Raw genomic sequence first — 19,341 nt, 5'->3', positions numbered from 1 at the left:
AGAGAGGAATCTTCCGTGGCATCAAAGAAGATATTAATTCTGCTGATAGCTGCTTGGCTGGACGTTTATAACGGCCCCGTCAGCGCGCAGACGCTTAACACCCGGTTCTTGGGTTGGATCGGCAAAAGCCAGCACGGCTACTCCTTGGACGGATCGGACTGGCACTATTGTTTCGGTGGCTCTGGAGGAAGCTGTGGAACCGTGGCGTTAACGACAGGCCATTCGTCATGCCACACCACCAGCTTTAACATCGGTGCGCAGTGGGGAATGCCGATAAAAATCGGCGAAATGGCGATCGATGTCGGGATCAATAAGTCATGGACTGCATGCAATATTCGTAGCGAAACGGTCACTTGTGGCCCTAACCCGGGCTGGAAGGGCCGCGCAGTCATCAACTTCAGCGAACGATGGGGGAAAGTCCACGTGATCGGAGCGGATAACTACCTCACCTTGCAGTCAAGCTGCCCAGCGGGATGGCGTTCCGATTGGATGGGGGGGGAGAGTTGGCGTTGCACATACGTCGGTGGCGCATATGATCGTGAAGGATATTTGCCAGAGTGGCGTGGCAGTAGCTGCAACTATCAGCGCATTTAGTTACTCAGATCGCGATTCGCCTCGTTCATTGGCTTGAGACAGCGGAGTGTCTTTGGTGTCGCCACGATACCGCCAAGAGCGAGGCGTGCACTGTATCAGACGGCTGACGTTCCTTATCTACAAATAAAACTTATGTCCTTCAATATAAATTTAACTTCACGGCGTCGAGTCCATCTAGCCATAGTTGGATGCTTGCTGATGGTGGTGGCAGGGTACCTCTTATTTCTCGCCGCGCCCACGGTAAGTTCGGAGCAAGCGAAGCGCGCATACAAGCCCACAGACTTGAGGTCTTCCGAAGCCACCGCGACAAGCAGCAAAGAGGGAATTGCGTGGCCCGATGGCATTAATGCCGGCGGCAGTTTGGCCACCGATGACAAGCCCTCCGGAGCGGCATCCAATGATACACCTGTACAAATTGACGCGAGCCTTCGTGCGATCTTTCAGAAGATCGTGAATCGCGGCAACATGTCTCAGAATGAGCTGGATGAGTTTCGGGCTCGGCTGCAGATTGCTTTGGAAAATGACCCCGAGGTCGCAAAGCTTGTGACTCAGTTCTATCACGACATGCCTGCCGAACAGGGCATGGAGCGAGACATTCTTCGATCCATCCTAGTTGATTCTGCAATTGGCAGAGACATAGTCTTGCAAGAAGCAAATGCCATTTGGGAGGGCAGAAACGAATCCAAATATGCCGAGATGTATGAGACTTACTTCAACATGCCAAGTCAAACGCCTCAAGAGGTCTTCAGTAAGGCGCTGAGCGATTTGAGGAACGATGCCACGACCGATGAGAGGACCGCTGTCGCGCGACTGAATCTCATCGGCACTCTTGAGGAACCAAGCATTCTCGATGCCGCGAACTTAAGAAGTGAGGCCGAGCAGACATTGAACCAGATAGCGGACGGCCACGATAGTGAGTTGATACGTGCACTCGCTGTACAAAAACTCTTTCGGCTGAATTCCCCGGGGGAAGCTGCGAATATCGCTATCGGCCAGCTTTCCAAAGGTGCCTATCCGGACTTGGTTCGTGAAACGCTGAATTCCGTCAGCAGCGGTGATGTCGAGCTTACGCCGAACTTGCGCACAGCTTTGACCATGGCTGTTAAACGTCCGTAGATGGCGTCTGTCAAACGAAGAAAAGTTGGTACGAAATTGCACAAATGTTGAGACTTCCCCGGTTCGACGATCGACTCCGACGAAGTGGGCCTTGCGTGGCGCCGGTTTCCCGTCGGCGCGAGTCAAGCAAGTTGTCGCCTCGGTCATGTTGCCAATGGCTCTATATCAGTCGAGTGCGTATGTGTTTTAACGATGCAGTCGCGCTCGGGATTCAGTGTTACTGCGCGACAGGCGTCCAGGTTCGGGCGTCGCCGGACCAGCGCCGCGGATTTCGTTCGCGGGCCTGTAGATAGGGTCTCGACGGCGGCATGGTGCGTTTGCCGGATGAAAGCACGATTCTCCGGTTCCGCCATCTGCTTGAAACACATGGGCTGGCCGCGCAAATGCTCGCACTGGTCAATGAGATCCTGACGGAGAAGGGCTTGATGCTAAAGGCTGGATCCGCAGTCGACGCCACCCTGATTGCCGCGCCCAGTTCGACAAAGAACGGTTCCGGCACCCGGGATCCGGAAATGCACTCGACGCAGAAAGGCGGCAACTGGTATTTCGGAATGAAATCGCACATCGGCGTCGACGCAGACTCCGGACTGGTTCATACAGTCATTGGAACGGCGGCCAATGTGCACGACACCACCGTTGCCCAGGCGTTGCTGCACGGCAAGGAGACGGATGTCTACGCTGACGCCGGGTATCAGGGAATCGAAAAGCATTGTGAGGCCGACGCAGCTCGTTGGCATGTTGCGATGAGACCGGGCAAGCGCAGACGCCCCCATGCAGTCCCTCGTCGCTGATGTTTCCCCAGCGGTCAATGCTCCGGAACACGGGCCCTTCCGTCAGGCCGGACGCCGCAATCCACGCCTCGTAAGCCGTCACCGGACACAGGCGTGAAAGCGCCGGGGCCTTGAAGGTCGTGCCCAGCTGCGCGCGGTCGCGTTTCGTGCGCGGCAGGTACAGCGTCATGCCGCGGCCAGCCTCAACGGCTACGTGCTCGATCCGCAGCCGACTGAGTTCGTCGGACCGAAAGCCGCGCCAGAAGCCCAGCAGCACCAAGGCCCGGTTGCGAATGCACGCGAGGCGCTCGCGCTCGTCTGCTTGTCCGACGATCTGCTCATCGAGCCAGGCTGTGAGCTTTTCGAGCTGCGCGAGCTGCATGGGCTTCGCCCGTTTCTCGGTTGCGGGATGCAGCGCGACGATGCCTCTGAGGACCTTGCGCACATGCGGGGCTTTCGTCGGATCCGGAAAACCTTGCGTCTGGTGCCATTGCGCAAGCGCTGCAAGCCGCGAGCGCAGGGTATTGATAGACAGGGTTTCTGCGTGATCGGCAAGGTACCGCGCGATCATGTCAGCGCTCGCGGGCAGAAAGCTGCCCCACTCAACCTCGAATTGCCGGAGTGCGGACTGGTAACTGCGCCGCGTCTTTTCGCGCGTCGCGGCTTGGACGTTCAGGTCGCGAGCGAGCGCATGTGCGCTCAGGCCATCGCTTTGGCGCACCGAGCCAGTTGGCGTTCGAGGACGGATTCGGCTGACTCGCCGACCAGTTCCCGTTAGGTAGCAGGCGCAGTCGCGCCTTCTGTACTGACGAGCAATACGCGGGAAGCGCCATCAAGGCCAACTTGCCTCGCCAACTGCTGGTTCTGCAGCAATACCATGAGCCCAGCGAGACCTGCTACACCCGACTCGCCGGCAACGATGGGTGCGTCTACATCGCTGCCTGCCGCCAAAATGCGCATGGCGTGCACTGCATCATCATCGCTGATCGTCATGAATGCATCGACGCCAGGCTGCAGAAACCTCCATGCTAGCGGCGATGTTTCACCACATGCGAGTCCTGCCATCACGGAGTCGACGGTTCCCGTCGCACGCGCGGTGAACCGCCCCGGGTTTCCCGGAGACTATTTTGCTTGAGTCATGCCACGGCGGCAGACCCAGCGAGATTTGCATAATAAGCGGCTTCGGCCTGCGCGGGTGGAATGTTGCCGATGGGGCCGAAGAGCCGACGATTGTTGAACCAGTCCACCCATTCGAGCGTCGCCATTTCAACGGCCTGCAGATTGCGCCACGGTCCGAGGCGATGGATGACCTCTGCCTTGTACAAGCCGTTGATCGTTTCAGCCAGTGCGTTATCGTAGGAGTCGCCCACGCTGCCCACCGACGGCTCGATGCCCGCCTCGACCAGCCGATCCGTATAGCGGATCGATACGTATTGCACGCCGCGGTCGCTGTGATGGATCAGCCCGTCCTGCTGCGCCGGCTGTCGTTCGTACAAGGCCTGCTCCAGTGCGTCCAGAACGAAGTCCGTGCGCGCCGAGCTCGACACGCGCCAGCCGACAATGCGTCGGGCGAACACGTCGATGATGAACGCGACATAGACGAAGCCCTGCCAGCTCGATACATAGGTAAAATCTGAAACCCACAGCGCATTGGGCCGTTCGGCCGTGAATTGCCGCTTCACCAGATCCTTCGGGCACGGCGTCGAACCATCGCTCACTGTCGTACGTACCGTCTTGCCCCGCACCACGCCGCGCAGGCCCATCTGCTTCATCAGCCGCTCGACCGTGCAGCGCGCCACGACAATGCCTTCGCGCTTCAATTGCGTCCAGACCTTGTCTGCGCCATAGACCTGGAAGTTTTCTTCCCACGCGCGCCGGATCTCATCCTTGAGCATCCTGTCACGCTGGGCCCGCGGCGGCACCAGGTCAGGATTGGCGCGGCGAGCCACATGGGTGTAGTACGTCGACGGTGCGATTGGCAGCACCCTGCAGATCGGCTCGACCCCGTAGACGTGCCGGTGATCATCGATGAACGTGATCATCACTTCGGTCGGCGGTCGAGCTCCGCCTGTGCGAAATACGCTGACGCCTTGCGCAGGATTTCATTGACCTGCCGAAGCTCACGTACTTCCCGCTCCAGTTCCTTGAGCCGATCCTGCTCCTGCGTACTCGTGCCCGGGCGCAAACCCCGATCCCGCTCCTCCTTGCGCACCCAGCTACGCAGCGTCTCGCCCGAGCAGCCAAACTTCGCCGCAATCGACGCGATCACTTTCCATTGCGATTCCCGGTCGCCTTGATGTTCCAGCACCATTCGCACAGCCCGCTCACGCACTTCCGGCGAGTATCTTGGGGATTTCTTCTTCGTGTTTTCCATAGCTCCATTTTCTCAAGAAGTGGAGTCTCCGGAAAACCCGGGGCGGTTCACTGGTTCGGTTGACTATCGCTCTGCTCGACAATCTCTGCCGCAATCGTTCCGTAGCCTTGCATCACGTCACGCGGGATGTCTTCATAACCGTCGTATGACGTATCGGATACAACGTGCCAGCCGTTCAGAGAAGCTAAGCGAGCCGCCTCTTTAACCGATTCATCGTAGTTTCCGGTGATCCGGATAATCTCCGCACCGTACGCTGCGATCGCCTTCTCGCGCTCGACGCTGACATTGGCGTGCAGCACGATCACGCAACGGCATCCCAGCGTCTGCGCGGCGGCAGCCAACCCCTTTCCATGGTTGCCGTCCGTAGCGCTAACCACCGTGAAATGCGTCAGCAGATCCCGATAGCAACCTTCGAAGAGGCCACGAGCGTCCAGATCATGGTTCGACCAAAGCCGCTGGATCAGGCGCACCAGTGCAACTGGCGCACCCAATGCCTTGAAGCTACCCAGTACGGAGCGCGCCGACTCGTCCTTGATGCTGATGCTGTCGATCTTGAGCTTGGCGGCCAGCCCGGGCAACCCACGCAAGGGCGTTCGCCCGGGCGAGATCTTGTCCCAGCAGGAAAGCCAGGCACGACTTTCCTGAGCTTTCCCGATACTGAGAGTCTGTTTCAACTCACCGGGATACGAGGTGCGCGTTGCGCGTGGATTAACTACCAGCATGACCGTGATACTCCAGTAATAATGATGGGAATTGGCGACCCGATATCTATCACTTCTCTGCGAGACGCCTGAGCACGACATCCATCAGCACGTTGGCGCCATCAATGAGCTGATCGTGTTCGCGAGGGTTGTGGCTGATGCCGTCGCGGCTCGGTACGAATCATCGCGGCCGGCGCGATGCGCGCGATCATCTGGATGTCATGGGCGGCGCCCGACGTCATCGACGGATAATGGCCGAACGTCTGGTCCGGTTTCGAGCCGGTCGTATTCGATGCTGCACTGGCAAATGCGATCGAAGCTTCGGCGGAGCGCCTAGGCTTCACGGATCGAACCGGACCCAGCTCGATGTGCAGTTCGAGACATTCGTGCAGAACGACTGCGCCGGGCTCTAGGTCGCCTGGCATAGCCAATCCGCTCGAGTTCATCGCCAAGGCGGGTGCCGTCGATGCCAACTGTATCCAGCGCTCCTTCAATGGACAGTCCGCCAGCGAAAACCAGCGAGCCCATCATGTCTGGCTGATAGCGGATGCCTTCCTCGCTGGTGGAGGCGCCGATAATGATCGAACGCTGCGGCTTGATGCCTGCCTGACGGAATGCTCTCACGACTGTAAGCCAAGCCAGTACGCCGTAACACCCATCCAGCGTTCCGGCATTTTCAACGGGGTCGATGTGGAACCCCGTAATCAGCGGACGCTGGCTGCCGTCATCTGATTCGGAATGCAACGTGCGGAAAATATTTCCGAGGTGGTCGACGCGGACATCAAGGCCCATCTCATGCATCCATCTGACGACAAGATCGCGACCGGCATGTTCATCGTCAGTGAGAGCGATGCAAGTCCGTCCACCTACCTCGCGATCGACGCCCATTTCGCCGAGTTGATGTAGTTGCCGAAGCTGGCCTGCGCCATCAAGTTTCAGGGACGAAGACACAGAGGTATTCATTTATGTCCCATCAATTTTTGGCTACACGGCAACTCGAGCCGCGCGATCTCGGCAAAATACCGGGAGCCTGTCAGAAGGATTCCGTCATTGAAATCGTAGGTGGCGTTGTGCAACGGCGTGCCGCCGTGGCCCATCGACTCGCCGTTGCCTATAAACATGAAGTTGCCCGGAACGACCTGCAGGAACGCGCCAAAGTCTTCCGAAATCATCATTGGCTGAACATTGGCATCGACGGCATCGACTCCCGCGACATTGCGCGCCGCCTTGACAGTGACGTCTACGTATTGCTCCGAGTTCACAGTCGGAGCGAATTCGTGTGTGTAATCAAAAGTGCAGTCGGCTCCGTGAGTACGGCAAATGCCTTCGCATACTTCACGCATTCGAGTCTCGAGCAGAGTCTGGACGTCGCGCGAATAGCTTCGCGTATCGCCCTTGACGATGACATTCGACGGAATGACGTTTCTCAAGCCATCAGTGATGAATTCCGTGCACGAAATCACTGCCTGCAAACTCGGGTCGAGATTGCGCGATACGACAGTCTGCAGCGCCATGACGATCTGTGATGCGATAACGATCGGGTCCACCCCCATGTGCGGACGTGCGGCGTGTGTGCCCCGCCCCTTGATATGAATGACGAAGTTGTCTTCACTCGCCATGATGCCGCCTGGACGCGTTGCAAACGTTCCTGCGCGCATACCTGGCATGTTGTGCGCGCCAAAGATGGCATTGACCGGAAACCGTTCGAACAGGCCGTCGGCCATCATCGCCTTCGCACCGCGACCATGCTCTTCTGCCGGTTGAAAGATGAAGCGCACGGTGCCGTTGAAATCGCGCCGTTCAGCAAGGAGTCGCGCTGCCCCCAGTATCATCGACATATGCCCGTCGTGTCCGCACGCATGCATTTTTCCGGCGCTGCGCGAAGCATGCGCCCTATCGGGTGCCAGCTCCGCGATGTTCAGCGCATCCATATCGGCGCGTAGGCCGATAGCACGTTTCCCCTCTCCGACCGTCAGGTTGGCAACGAGTCCAGTACCGCCGATGCCACGGTGCACCTCCAGTCCAAGCGTCCTGAGAATGTTCGCCACATAGTCAGACGTATTGACTTCCTCGAAGCCAGTCTCGGGATGTTGGTGCAGATACTGGCGCCAGCTCTTGAGCTGGTCTTGCAGCGTGTTTTCCATTGTCGGACGTCCTCGTTCATGAAGTTCGTGGAGTGCTCATGTCGACCGGGGAGATAATATTCCTCACGTCACCCAGAAAAAATCCCTCAATCGACGCCCCTCATGCAAAAATATCTCTTTCCGAAGCTTTTAGCCGAAACGCCATGACACTCAGCCTGGACGACTTTGACCTCAAGCTATTGATGGAAGTCCAACGCGACGCGCACATTCCTCAGAACGAACTGGGGGCGCGCGTCAACCTGTCGACGGCCGCCGTCAATCGCGGATTGCGACGGATGTCGGACGAAGGCGTCATTCGCAACTACGCTGCTATCGTCGCGCCCGAAAAGGTCGGCTATCCGCTGACGATCGTCGCGACGGTTGAGGTCGAGAGCGAGCAGATCCATCTGCTCGATTCGATGAAGCGCACTTTCGCACAATGCCCGGAAATCCAGCAGTGCTACTACGTCGCGGGAGAATGGGACTTCGTGCTGCTTCTGACGGTCCGCAACATGGATGAGTACACGGCCCTCACGCGGCAACTGTTCTTCTCAAACAACAACGTCAAACGCTTCAAGACGCTGGTGAGCATGAACAACGTGAAGGTGGGGCTCGGTGTACCCGTGGCTCCCGAGGGAGGCTAAGACCGTCAACGTATGACTGACTTGTCGGTCCAGTCGCCCTGATCAAATTGGCGCACGGTAATTGCGCCGTTACGGATATCCCCTTTCTCATCAAACTGGATGGGGCCTGTCACACCGTCCAGCTTCGAAGCCCGCAGCTTCGGGAGATACAATTTAGGATCTGTCGATCCAGCGTCCTGCATTGCCTCCGCCATCGCGAGCACCGCGTCGTAGGCATACGGGGCATATAACTGCACGGGAACACCGAACCGCTGCTGATAGCGTTTGAAGAATTCGGGTCCTTGGGGCGTCTTTGCAGGCGGTACGCCCGCCAGGGTGCAGTAGACGTCCTTGTCCATCGAAGACCCGGCCAGTTTGATGAACTGGGGCGTGCACGCTTCGTCGCCGGCAATAAACTTCACCCTCAAGCCAAGCTTTTGCGCCTGCTGCGCGAACGCCGCTGCTTGCGTGTCGCCACCCGTGAAAGCAATACCTTCTGGCTGACGGCTCTTGATGGTGGTGAGAATCGCCATCCAGTTCGTTGTCTTGTCGGTGCCGTATTCGCGGCCGACCACGTTGCCTCCGGCACCCTTGACTGACTTTTCGATCTCATCGGCAAGACCTTGACCGTACGCCGTGCGGTCATCGACGATGGCGATATTGCGCGCACCCAGATCGTGGACCAGATAGCCTCCGATGACGGAGCCCTGTCTCACGTCATTCGCAACCATACGGAACACGTTGGTGAATCCTTGCTGCGTGAGCTTCGGATTGGTTGCCGATTCGGTAATCATCGGGACGCCTGCATCCGAGTAGATCCTGGAAGCAGGTATCGATGTCCCGGAGTTCGCGTGACCAACGACGCCGGCCACGCCATCATCCACCAGCTTCTGAGCGACGGTTACCGCCGTTTTGGGATCGGCCGCATCGTCCCGGGAGTCGAGCACGAACGTAACGTTTTGCCCACCTATCCGAATCTTTCTGCTGTTCAGATCTTCGATCGCCAGCCGCACACCGTTTTCATCATCCTTTCCGATGTGGGACAGTTCACCGGTAAGCGGGGAAACCTGCCCGATCTTTACTGTCAAATCCGCGTGGGCCGCGAGAGGTTGCAGGACAAGCGTCAAAGTCGCGAGACATATCAGTGGCCGGGATGATTGCATGGTCGTACTCTCGATAGTTTGGCTGGGAATCGGATCGACAGAACCTACGACCCGTTGGGCAAGCAACATTGCGCTGACCTGTAACTATGCTAATGACGAGAGCCGGTAGCCAAAATCAACCGCGATGACCTTCCTGCAAATTTCTATCCAAATACGAGGCTTTTTCGATACCTTTTCCCGTCGCCCACTTCCTGGGCAGCGCCACTTTCCGGCAGCCTGAGCTTTCGCGCCGCTATCAAGCTGAGATGCACCTGGCCCATTTCCCGCGGGGCCGGACATCTTGCTACGACGTGCACGAACCAAATCGAGCAGGTAAGCCCCCATCGTCCCAGATGGCCTGTCCCGTGTTGTACGCCGCGCCGCCCGACGCGAGAAACGCGACCGTTGCCGCGATCTCTGCGCTTGTGCCCTACCGGTGCATCGGAACGCTTTAACGACGCTCTTCGGTAGCGGGAAGACTGTCAATCTGTTGATAATGGCGCCCGCGCGCTGCTTCTTCATGTGCGGCACGACGAGGCGGGTGGGTCGAGCCACGTTCTGGAAGTATGTGTCGATTCCCTGATGCCACTGCTCATCGGAGAGCTCGAGGAGCGCAGCCCTTGGACCGTACTCTGCGCTGTTGACGCTGCTGCCCATCTTGAGACGAAACGCATACACGAACGCCGAGGTCGAGCCGTAGCCCCATCGCGGTACGAGTCACGCCCATCCCGCCGCCGAGCGGTTCGATCGCCCTCACCATCCTGATCCGCCGGCACTACGGCCGCAAGCTCATGCCGGTCTCGCTGACGAACCGCCGTGCCAGCGCACAGGCCGACACGCCCAGCACGCGCCCCCAATCTTCCGGGCCGCGCGGGTCTGCCGGGTCCGCTTAAAGCGTCTCGCAAAGCGTCGGGAGCGCGCAATCTCTGGGCCATGGCAATGCCGTCGGGTGTGGCCGGGAACGCCGAAGCTGCTCGAGAATCAGAGCACTGATCCGACCGGCGTAGCCATCGTCTTGGCGTCACTTCGATGCCTGTCGCTTCAACGATCAGTGCCTTCAGCAACGGCGAAACCGCGAACACCATCGGTGTCGTGCCTGCGAGCGCGGTGCGGGTCTCCTCCGTGATCCAGAGACTGCGACACTGGACGCCGAGCCGTGAACCGATCTTGGCCGAAGGCCCGTCGGCAACCATACGGCTTGCTCGGGAGAAATCCCGGGCGAGCCGCCCTCCGATATCACAGTCAACGCGCCGGATGTCGCATAGACCATCTAATGCCAGTGATGAGAGAGCTCGGGGAAAAAGTGACGCGCCGGATGAACTGCGCGCGGACCGTGAGCCGCGCTGGCGGCTTGGCGTCGACCGGAGCCTCGATTATTTTCCAGTTCATAGCGCGTGCCCGAGGTGTTGGCAGATAATCGACACATGGCGACAAGTAGTCGAATTTCTGCCACACAGAAACCGGGTTTAATGAATGTCTCACATACTGAACCGCTACGCGGCCGGCCGCAGACGATAGCCGAGCCATTGCTAACGAATTTCTGGAGTATCCGATTTATGGGCCGCCTTGACCGCTACGACCTGCCGCTTTCAACGACTTCCGACCTCGCTGCAGAGCGATACCGAACCGGTGTCGATCTCCTGCTGTCGTTGTGGCCAGGTGCCGGGGAAGCACTGGACGAGTCGATCGCCGCCGACCCGGATTTCGCCCTCGCGCATGCCGCACGAGCACGCCTGCATGCGATCAGCGCACAGCCGTCCGAAGCTCGCGCAAAGATTGTCAAGGCGCTCGATCTCGTCGCTAGGAACGGGACCGAGCGCGAGCGCACCCACGTTAACGCGCTGTCGCTCGCCATTCATGGACAGTCGGCCAAGGCGCTCGCGGCGGTGCTGGTGCACACGGACCGCTGGCCGCGCGACATCGTCATCCTGTCGATGCCGCTGGGCGCGTTCGGCCTTTTCGCCTTCTCCGGAATGGCCGACCACGATCAGGCACGCGTCGACCTGTGCGAGCGTCATGCCAAACACTTCGATGCCGACGACTGGTGGTTCCTCACCTATCGCGGCTGGGCACACGGCGAAAACGGCAACCTTCGGCTCGGACGCATGCTGACGCAACGCGCGCTGCAATTGCGGCGACACAATGTGAATGCGGCGCACGCGGTCGCACACGTGTTGTACGAGTCCGGTGCAAACGAAGAGGCGCAGGAGTTCATCACCGGCTGGCTCCCTGAGTACGACAAAACGGGCGTGCTGCACGGCCACATCGCATGGCATAGCGCGCTCATCGCGCTCGAGCTCGGGGACATCGAGCGCGCCCTCGCGGTCTATAACGACCATGTCGCGCCGGCCTCGTCGCAGGGCACGCCGATCAATATTGTCAGCGACACCTCGTCGTTTCTATGGCGCCTGCATGCGTACGGCCACACAGTTCCGGCGGGAATGTGGGACGACGCGGCGAAATACGCGTCGAATTTCTTCCAGGACGTGGGCTTTCCGTTCGTTGACTTCCATATGGCGCTGGTAGCCGCGGCGAGCGGCAACGGCGAGGCTGTCGAGCAACGGGTTGCTGTCCTCCACAAGCTCATCGAGGACGGAAAGCTTTCGGCTGGCCCGGTGGTACCGGCGATCTGCCGCGCGTCGTTGGCCTTTGCTGAAGAAGACTACGCGCTTGCCGCGGAGATCCTGGCGCCGGTTGCGCGAGAGGTTGTGCGGATCGGCGGAAGCGGCGCGCAGCGCGAAATCGTCGAAGACATGCTGCTGGTTGCATTGATGCGAAGCGGCGAAGCCGCGAAGGCTCACGCGATCCTCAACGAACGGCTGCAGCGTCGCCCTTCTCCGCGCGACACGCGCTGGCTCAATCAACTGCTCAGTCCCCAGACGTCGCTGGCGAATTGATGAGATGACGGGGTGGAATGCGAAAGCTGGTCGTCGACGGGATAGGTCCGGTCGCTGAGATCTCGATCGCGCCACTGTTCGGCACGGCACTGTGGTTCAGCGCGAATAGTACTGCCGGAAACCTGGTGAACATCTGGCACATCAGCGCGGCCGACATCGGCCGGCTGGCGAGCGCGATGCAACTTGGGTTCATCCTCGGCACCTACGTCGTTTCGCTGAGCGGCGCCGTCGATCGGATCGCGCGAGCCGAATTTTCGTTTGCAGCGCGCTCGCCGGAGCATTGTTCAACCTGGGCTTCGCGTGGCTGGCGATGGATCTCGTGAGTGCTGCGCTGTTACGCTTTGGCGTCGGAATCTGCCTCGCCTGCATCTACCCGATGGGGACGAAGCTGATCATCGGCTGGGCAACCGATCGCACCGGGCAGGCGCTCGCCCAGCTAGTCGGAATGCTGATTCTCGGCAGTGCGCTGCGAGCATGTGATGCGCGTGCTGGGCACGGTCTTCCCATGGCAACTGATCATTTCCGCTTCCTCGCCGCTTGCTGTCGGTGGGGCCGCCATTGTCGGCGTGCTTGACGATGGACCGCACTCGGTCGTGTCGAGCGGATCGGCAGGCATGATGGATACACCGGCGGCATCGCCGCCCTCTGTGCTCGGCGCGTTTCGCATCGGTGGGTTCTGGGCCGCGACGCTGGGCTATTTCGGGCATATGCGAGAGCTCTACGCGTTCTGGACTGAGGTGCCGCTGCTCATTTCCCACACGTCGTTGGCAACCGGCTTTCCGGGGATCAGTGTTTCGGCGATGCCATTCGCCGTGACCGGCATTGGCGCATTGAGCTCCATGCTGAGTGGTGTTGCGTCGCGTTACCTTAGCAGTGAAAAAGTGGCGACATGTGCACTAGTGGTATCTGGACATGCAACGAGGTTTTGTGACCGCTGGGAACCCGATCGGACGAAAAGCCGACAAGTCGGACAGCTCGCCGTAGCTGCGGACGTTTTTGAGGATCGACCGGTGCGGTTTCCATCGAGGAACAGCGATTCCGGATAGATTTTTTGCAAGCCACGGGGAGTCAAGAGCAGAGGTAGCAAAATTCGGGCAGACCATAGATTCCAGAATTGCTTTGACATCTCATCTGGCCCTCACCTACCGCTGGGACAGATTGCCGGTCCATTTTCAGGCGAAGCAAGTCTTTCATTTTGCGAATGGTCGTCCGGTGGGCCGGCGTCATCGGTGTCCCCAAAAAGTAGCCACCATAACCGACGGCCGATAGAGCCGTCCGCAGTAACACTGGACGAAACCGCGCCTTTCATATCGAACATGCATTCCGGTGAGGTGAACTGCGGTTTCGGAGCACCGAACACCGATCGTGGAATCCCTCGAAACCGTTCGACTTCAAGCGAAACGGCTACTCACTTTCCTCCCGAAATCCAGTTTGACTTTGACCGAAATCCGTGTTTGGCTTCGCCGAAATACGCACTCGCCCCGCTTAGCAAAGGTAAGCGGGATTTGTGTATCGTCCTCGGTTGTTTGGAGTCGATATCGGCAAGCGTGATCGCGGCTCGCAACGACGTCTGTATCGGTCGAACGAAAAACGCGGCCACCATGTCGGAAACAACCATCGTTAGGTTTGCCTGAACGGACAGGATGTCCGTTCAGGCGTTCATCAAACGCGTCCCGTATTACGGACAATTGCCGATGACATAGTATCCGGCAGACGTCTGCGCCAGCGTGTTCGAATAAAAGACGTTGTCCAGCCCCATACTCTGGTTCGACCCGTTCGCATAGGCCGTGCCGCCGGAATCATGCGCTCGGCTCGCTTGTACATGTGCATAGTTAGTGGTCGTCGTCTCGGTGCACACGAAGCTCGATTGCGTCGTCGCCGAGACTGACGACGATTGGGCGCTCTCACCCGCATTTGGATCGATTTCGGTCACGGTGTAGGAATAGGTCGTCCCAGCGATCAACCCTGAATCGGTATAGCTGGCAGATGCGGACGAGCCCACCTTGCTTCCGTTGCGATAGACGCTGTAGCTGGTGGCATTTGCAACGGCATTCCACGAGAGAGAAACGGTCGTCTGTGTTGTTCCCGACACTGCGAGGCCGCTCGGTGCGGAGCCTGACGGTGCAGGCCCCGACGCCGCGCGGAGGTTATTCTTGACCCAATAGTCCATCAGGAATGTCGGATAGTTGATGCGGGTTGCATCCACGTAGTTCGCGTTGTTGCCGCCGGTTCCGGCCGGCCATGCGTGCGACATGCCGGAAACTGAGATCTCGTGCGTCCGAACCTTTCCGCTGCTGTCGGAATACGGCGTGTTCGTTCCGCCGCCCTGAATCGTCACCTTCGCCCCTTGGGTAAAGGTGCCGCCATAGAGGATTCGAAAAGTGGCAGTGTCGAGTGGGCCGTACGCCTGCGCGACCGTGTAATCCGACGTCCCCCAGACCGCGCCGGCGATCTGCGTTGAGAATTTGCCGACGTTCGATCCTGCCCATGCCCTGCACTGGTTCGCCGCGGTCGTAGCCGTATAGCCGCTTGGCACATAACCGATCTGCGCCGTGGTCGTTCCAGGCGGCGGCCCGGCATTGATACCGATTCCGGCGAAGATGTCGGGGGCAATGCAACCCAGCACCATCGTCATGCCACCGCCCGAGGAGAGGCCCGCGACGTACACCTGATTGGGGTCGATCGCGTACTGCGAATTGGAAACAAAGCGGTTCACTAGATCCAGCAGCACACCGACATGCCCGGTACCGCGGCTCGGGGACGTGTTCGCATAATCCCAGCAGTGGTTGCTATAAACGTTGCCGGTCGCGTTCGGCGCCAGAATGATCGCCCCGTACTGATCTGCAATTGCTTTCCAGTTGAAACCGGCCGCACTGCTGCTGTTGATCACGTCGCCGGACGCGGTCTGCAGACAACCGTGCAGCACAAGTATCAGTGCCCGCTGGCCATTGGGAGTGGTGGGCTGGCTCGCCGGCCAATAGTAATAGCCGGTCAGGTTGCCGCCATTCACCGAATCTGTGGCCCAGATCTGCTGCCCACTCCAGGTTCCGGGTCCGGGCGTGACCGCGGCCAACGCAGGAGTCGTCGCCAGCGCGACGAAGAAGCCAACAATCCATCGTCTTTGGGGTCGTGAGAGCGGTTGCATAACGTCTCCTTTAGTTGTATGGACACTGCTGTCGAGAGGCAAGCACCCCGGGACGTGGGGGCATTTAGACTCGATGGGATGATTGGTTCGCGATGCGAAGTGACAATTCGCCATCTTCGTCGAGAAGCAAACGGACAGAACCGCCGCCCCTAGCACCGCCGCGAACCACAAGCAGCGTCCATGCCATGCCCATTGTGGATACGGCATCGCGCCAGCGGAGCCACGTAACCGTCGGGCAAGGCGCGTCCCTCAACGCTCAAAGACCGCTTTCCCATCCTTTTCCGCCACCCCTATGCAGTCCGACATTGAGGAATCCACACTTCATTTCCGGAAATGTGCTAGCACCAGCCACAGAACTGGATTGGTAGGGGAAATCCCACTCCCGCGCGGATCCACAACTTGAGACACTGCTCGCCTTCGTCTCTGGTCCGAGACGGTTCATAGCAAGCTGGACCGGGCGGCGCTGTCACACGAGGAGAAGATCCGAATGGCAACCGAGGTCGGCACAATCCTGAGCGACTACAGCTATGTCTGGCGGCGCGCTGTGCGTTCGCTCTTCGACACCCTCATTAATTCAAGCGAGGGCACCCTGATCGTCGACCGACAGGCCAAAGTCGTCTGGATCAGTGAGAAATATGCTGCTCACTTCGGCTTTGCCGATCCCAAGATTGCAATTGGTCTCGATTGCGAGACCGTTGTCCCAAACAGCCTCATGCGAGAAGTCGTCAAAACAGGAAAGCCCATTCTGCTCGACATACTTGAAACCGAGCGCGAACCTTTCATTGTGACGAGATTGCCACTGAAGGATGACAACGGCGCCACCATAGGCGCCATCGGCTTTGCCCTCTTTGGACAACTGAAAGCACTCACACCGCTCTTTAGCCAGTACTCGCGCTTGCAAGCAGAGCTCATCGCGACGCGACACGCGTTAGCACACACACGGCGGGCCCGATACAGCCTGTCGAATTTCGTCGGCACGAGCCCTGCCAGCATGGAAGTGAAGCGCCTCGCGCTACGCGCAGCCCAGGTCGATTTTCCCGTCCTTTTACTCGGTGAAACGGGTACCGGTAAGGAATTGATCGCGCACGCGATACATGGGGAATCGGCACGCGCCGACAAGCCATTTGTCGCCGTGAATGTCGCGGCAATTCCCGATTCGCTGCTCGAAGTCGAGCTGTTCGGCGCCGCCGCAGGCGCGTACACCGGCGCCGATCGCAAGGGCCGCGTGGGTAAGTTCGAACTGGCTAGCGACGGCACGCTTTTCCTGGATGAGATCGGAGACATGCCGCTTTCGCTCCAGAGCAAGCTCCTACGCGTGCTGCAGGAAAAGGAATTCGAGCCGCTTGGCTCGAATCGCGTGGTAGCGACCAATGCGAGAATCATTGCAGCGACTTCCGTCGCGCTTCCCGAGCTCGTCGCCGCCCGCCGCTTCCGCGCCGACCTCTACTATCGGCTTAACGTGCTCGTCATCCGAACACCACCGTTGAGAAAGCGTGCGCACGATATCGCCGCACTTTCGGACATGATCCTCGATGAGTTAGTGGCACACCACCATATCGGCCGCCCAGACCTCAGTGAAGATGCACTACAACTGCTTCGTGAGCACGCGTGGCCGGGCAATGTGCGTGAATTGCGCAATACGCTCGAGCGGGCCGTGATATTTTCCGATCACCAGTGCATCGACGCCAACTTGCTGGTTGCGTTCGTCAACGACATCGACTCGACGCTCTCCGCTCCAGAATTTGCCCGCGAACACGGTGAGGCCCGTGACGCGGACATCAATGAAGCAAGTTACGAGAACGCGATGCGGATGTTCGAGAAGCGGTTTCTCGGTGCCGCACTGCGATGCGAGGGCGGATGCGTATCAAAGGCGGCCGCACGGATCGGGATCGGACGCGCGACCTTTTACAAGAAAATGGCCGCGCTCGGGATCTGACGTCGATCGACGCTAGCCGCTGCGTGCGTGCCTGCCGAGCCATTCCAGTGAAGCTTACAACGCACGTCGCGATGTCATGCATCGGCGATTTCCTGAGCCATGTGCGTCCATTCGTGGAGAGGGCGTCTCCTGCCGGAGACACCGGGGTTCCGCTTTACGAGACTTGCACTCGCGGAGCGGTCTGCCGCCATAAACACCGATCGGCGTTGCATCATGGTTCGGACAATGGGAAATCGCTCGCCAACGAAGTCCAACACAAACAATGCGGCGAACGGAGACATGATCCACGGTCCGTCGACCGCCCGGCAACGCCATCCTTCACCGACACTCACGACGCTCTGCGTCACCGTGCTGTCAACCGCCATGCTTGCCGCCTGCAACGGCGACGACATGGTCAGGTCGCGGCGTACGGATCATTGCCTACGACGGCAACACGGACGGTCTTGCAACCCCCGGCCGTGACAAAGCAGGGCTTGCGACCGGCTTTGTCCGGATGGGTACGAGTTCCCGTGCCATGGACGCGACTATGCATTTTTGACGCAAACCCGTTTGCCGAAGGCGTTCCACCGGTTCAGCAGGTTGGCGATGATTATGCCTTCGCCTTCCTGCGACGCAAGCTCCTGCGTCAGCAGGCGTTCGCCGATGCAGCGCTTGATGCGCGAGATCTGTGCCTCGACCAGCGAGCGCACACCGTAGCCGTATTACTTGTGAAATGCATAGATGCCTTTGTCCTCGATGTATCTGACGATCTGGTCATGCCAGCGGGTTCGCTCCTCGCCGTGTACGACAGCGTGAGCCGGCGGTGGGATGACGGGCGTCACGCCCGCGCCTGAAAGCGCTTCGGTACGCTCGATGCTGAAATACGCGCCATCGGCAATCACCCGATCCATCGGCACATCAGCGGGCAGCACGGCGTCCACTCCTTCGCTGTCCGATACTTCTGTAGTGGTGATGCGGATCGCGTGTACGTTCATGTCAGCGTCGATCGACAGATGCATCTTGCGCCACGGCGTGCGCGCGGCCTTCTGAGCGTACTTTTCCTCATACCACTGGCTCGCCCGCCCAAAGCTCAATCCCGTGCTGTCGACGATGAGACTGATCGTCCCGCCGCGCGCGAGACGCCGGGCCAGCTGTTCGCAACGCTGCGTGACGCTCACCTCCTGTGAAGCGAACCGTTCGCCCAGCTGACCGGCGCTGGGCACCGGGATGTCCAGCCCGCGAGTCTCCCGTTAGTCCTCCATATAGCCGGTGATCTGCCGCATCCCCCCCCCCCGCCCAACAGCCGATAGAAGGTAAAGATCAGCTCGATGTACGCCGTGGTGTAGGTCGGCTCACGCCCCGACACGCCCGGCGTACGGATCTTTGCGTTGATAAGCTGCGCCTTCAGATCGCCGCCCGGCACATACAGGCTGATCATGCCGCCCTTTCTCAGGCTCTGGTTATACGCCCGCGCGTTCGTCACCCGGTACCCCGGCTCCATCCGGACAAAAGCCCTGTTCCGGAGGGCCACGCAAGATCGTGACCGACCAGTTGTTCAGCTTTCCTGCGACGAAGGCCGAAATACCCGAACTCGCCACCGTCAAACACGTCTTCCTCAAAGCCTGAACCGGGCCGAAAATAGTCATCAGCCCACGCGTGAACGCGGGCGGCGCATGCAATGCCTCCGCTCTCCCGATCGCACTCAAACTTTCCTATGGAGCTTCGGCCTGAGCCGGCAGCACGTTCTGGTCAAACGACATCTGTTTCGCGCTTTGCTCTATCGAAAGCAATCGCTATCCCGGACTCACTCAAGATCCGTTCACATTCTGAGAAAGGACGAATCCTATCCCCATCTTGTCTCGATTGTTTAATTGGTCTTACTGTGTAGCAGCATTAGTTAAGCGTAAGCGCCCGGCCATCCCGTCTTGAGTAGCGTTGAAG

At 59.3% G+C, this 19,341-nt stretch carries 15 protein-coding genes, 5 pseudogenes and 1 other annotated feature; of the genes and pseudogenes, 10 read left to right on the top strand and 10 right to left on the bottom strand.

The annotated features are described in order from the left end of the window. Positions 1–15 precede the first annotated feature (15 nt). The 4 genes and pseudogenes from QFZ94_RS41010 to QFZ94_RS40995 all read left to right on the top strand — a co-directional run bounded on the left by QFZ94_RS41010 (position 16) and on the right by QFZ94_RS40995 (position 3,258). Positions 16–594 (top strand): hypothetical protein, encoded by a 579-nt coding sequence (locus QFZ94_RS41010; RefSeq protein WP_368587387.1) that lies wholly within the window; start codon positions 16–18, stop codon positions 592–594. 198 nt (positions 595–792) lie between these two features. Next, positions 793–1,710 (top strand): hypothetical protein, encoded by a 918-nt coding sequence (locus QFZ94_RS41005; protein WP_429463778.1) that lies wholly within the window; start codon positions 793–795, stop codon positions 1,708–1,710. Between the two features lie 302 nt (positions 1,711–2,012). After that, positions 2,013–2,474: pseudogene (locus QFZ94_RS41000) on the top strand (IS5 family transposase); the annotation flags it as partial. Positions 2,475–2,694: 220 nt separating this feature from the next. Next, on the top strand, positions 2,695–3,258 hold the full coding sequence (locus QFZ94_RS40995; RefSeq protein ID WP_429464347.1) for a hypothetical protein: 564 nt from the start codon (positions 2,695–2,697) through the stop codon (positions 3,256–3,258). Here the strand turns inward: QFZ94_RS40995 and QFZ94_RS40990 are convergent. The 5 genes and pseudogenes from QFZ94_RS40990 to QFZ94_RS40970 all read right to left on the bottom strand — a co-directional run. Then, positions 3,180–3,575, bottom strand: a pseudogene (locus tag QFZ94_RS40990) (diaminopropionate ammonia-lyase); the annotation flags it as partial. The gene QFZ94_RS40995 and the pseudogene QFZ94_RS40990 overlap by 79 nt on opposite strands. Before the next feature lie 41 nt (positions 3,576–3,616). Next, positions 3,617–4,854 (bottom strand): IS3 family transposase gene (locus QFZ94_RS40985; protein WP_429458928.1). Its coding sequence is split into 2 segments (ribosomal slippage): positions 3,617–4,551 and positions 4,551–4,854, totalling 1,239 coding nucleotides; the frame shifts between segments, so codons are not numbered across the junction. Then, positions 4,448–4,564, bottom strand: a sequence feature (AL1L pseudoknot). It overlaps the preceding gene by 117 nt. Positions 4,855–4,904: 50 nt before the next feature. Continuing rightward, positions 4,905–5,576, bottom strand: a pseudogene (locus QFZ94_RS40980) (pyridoxal-phosphate dependent enzyme); the annotation flags it as partial. Positions 5,577–5,888: 312 nt separating this feature from the next. Then, the gene (locus tag QFZ94_RS40975) at positions 5,889–6,347 is read right to left on the bottom strand and encodes a M20/M25/M40 family metallo-hydrolase (protein ID WP_429463776.1); all 459 of its coding nucleotides are present in this window, start codon (positions 6,345–6,347) and stop codon (positions 5,889–5,891) included. 167 nt (positions 6,348–6,514) lie between these two features. Beyond that, the gene (locus QFZ94_RS40970) at positions 6,515–7,699 is read right to left on the bottom strand and encodes a M20 aminoacylase family protein (RefSeq protein WP_410852917.1); all 1,185 of its coding nucleotides are present in this window, start codon (positions 7,697–7,699) and stop codon (positions 6,515–6,517) included. 143 nt (positions 7,700–7,842) lie between these two features. Between QFZ94_RS40970 and QFZ94_RS40965 the strand changes: the two genes are divergently transcribed. Continuing rightward, a complete protein-coding gene (locus QFZ94_RS40965) occupies positions 7,843–8,322 on the top strand; it encodes an Lrp/AsnC family transcriptional regulator (protein ID WP_410852918.1) in 480 nt (159 codons plus the stop codon). Positions 8,323–8,327: 5 nt separating this feature from the next. On the opposite strand, the gene QFZ94_RS40960 is transcribed toward QFZ94_RS40965, so the two are convergent. Both QFZ94_RS40960 and QFZ94_RS40955 read right to left on the bottom strand, forming a co-directional pair. Further along, complete coding sequence (locus tag QFZ94_RS40960) at positions 8,328–9,464, bottom strand: branched-chain amino acid ABC transporter substrate-binding protein (RefSeq protein ID WP_429463773.1); 1,137 nt, start codon at positions 9,462–9,464, stop codon at positions 8,328–8,330. Positions 9,465–9,747: 283 nt separating this feature from the next. Further along, positions 9,748–10,088, bottom strand: a pseudogene (locus QFZ94_RS40955) (SDR family oxidoreductase); the annotation flags it as partial. Between the two features lie 911 nt (positions 10,089–10,999). Between QFZ94_RS40955 and QFZ94_RS40950 the strand changes: the two are divergent. The 3 genes from QFZ94_RS40950 (at position 11,000) to QFZ94_RS40940 (ending at position 13,386) form a co-directional block, all read left to right on the top strand. After that, positions 11,000–12,340 (top strand): tetratricopeptide repeat protein, encoded by a 1,341-nt coding sequence (locus QFZ94_RS40950; protein WP_429464305.1) that lies wholly within the window; start codon positions 11,000–11,002, stop codon positions 12,338–12,340. A 17-nt stretch (positions 12,341–12,357) separates the two neighbouring features. Next, complete coding sequence (locus tag QFZ94_RS40945; protein ID WP_429463771.1) at positions 12,358–12,663, top strand: hypothetical protein; 306 nt, start codon at positions 12,358–12,360, stop codon at positions 12,661–12,663. A 156-nt stretch (positions 12,664–12,819) separates the two neighbouring features. Continuing rightward, positions 12,820–13,386 carry a hypothetical protein gene (locus tag QFZ94_RS40940; protein WP_410852987.1) on the top strand — a complete coding sequence of 189 codons (567 nt, stop codon included), beginning with the start codon at positions 12,820–12,822 and terminating at the stop codon, positions 13,384–13,386. 632 nt (positions 13,387–14,018) lie between these two features. Here the strand turns inward: QFZ94_RS40940 and QFZ94_RS40935 are convergent. Next, positions 14,019–15,485 (bottom strand): extracellular catalytic domain type 1 short-chain-length polyhydroxyalkanoate depolymerase, encoded by a 1,467-nt coding sequence (locus QFZ94_RS40935; protein ID WP_410852986.1) that lies wholly within the window; start codon positions 15,483–15,485, stop codon positions 14,019–14,021. 487 nt (positions 15,486–15,972) lie between these two features. On the opposite strand from QFZ94_RS40935, the gene QFZ94_RS40930 reads away from it, so the two are divergent. After that, complete coding sequence (locus QFZ94_RS40930; RefSeq protein ID WP_410852985.1) at positions 15,973–17,421, top strand: sigma-54 interaction domain-containing protein; 1,449 nt, start codon at positions 15,973–15,975, stop codon at positions 17,419–17,421. Positions 17,422–17,945: 524 nt separating this feature from the next. Here the strand turns inward: QFZ94_RS40930 and QFZ94_RS40925 are convergent. After that, positions 17,946–18,110, bottom strand: coding sequence for a transposase (locus tag QFZ94_RS40925; RefSeq protein WP_429455337.1), 165 nt, complete (start codon positions 18,108–18,110; stop codon positions 17,946–17,948). Positions 18,111–18,122: 12 nt separating this feature from the next. Beyond that, positions 18,123–18,623: a transposase gene (locus tag QFZ94_RS40920; protein ID WP_410852983.1), complete on the bottom strand. Its 501-nt coding sequence runs from the start codon at positions 18,621–18,623 to the stop codon at positions 18,123–18,125. Between the two features lie 304 nt (positions 18,624–18,927). Between QFZ94_RS40920 and QFZ94_RS40915 the strand changes: the two are divergent. After that, a pseudogene (locus QFZ94_RS40915) lies at positions 18,928–19,271 on the top strand (hypothetical protein); the annotation flags it as partial. Positions 19,272–19,341 lie beyond the last annotated feature (70 nt).

This window comes from Paraburkholderia sp. JPY465 (genome assembly GCF_050436725.1).
GTDB classification, from domain to species: domain Bacteria; phylum Pseudomonadota; class Gammaproteobacteria; order Burkholderiales; family Burkholderiaceae; genus Paraburkholderia; species Paraburkholderia youngii.
Note: the sequence above shows the minus strand (reverse complement) of the source record. Positions and strands in the feature narration are given on the sequence as shown.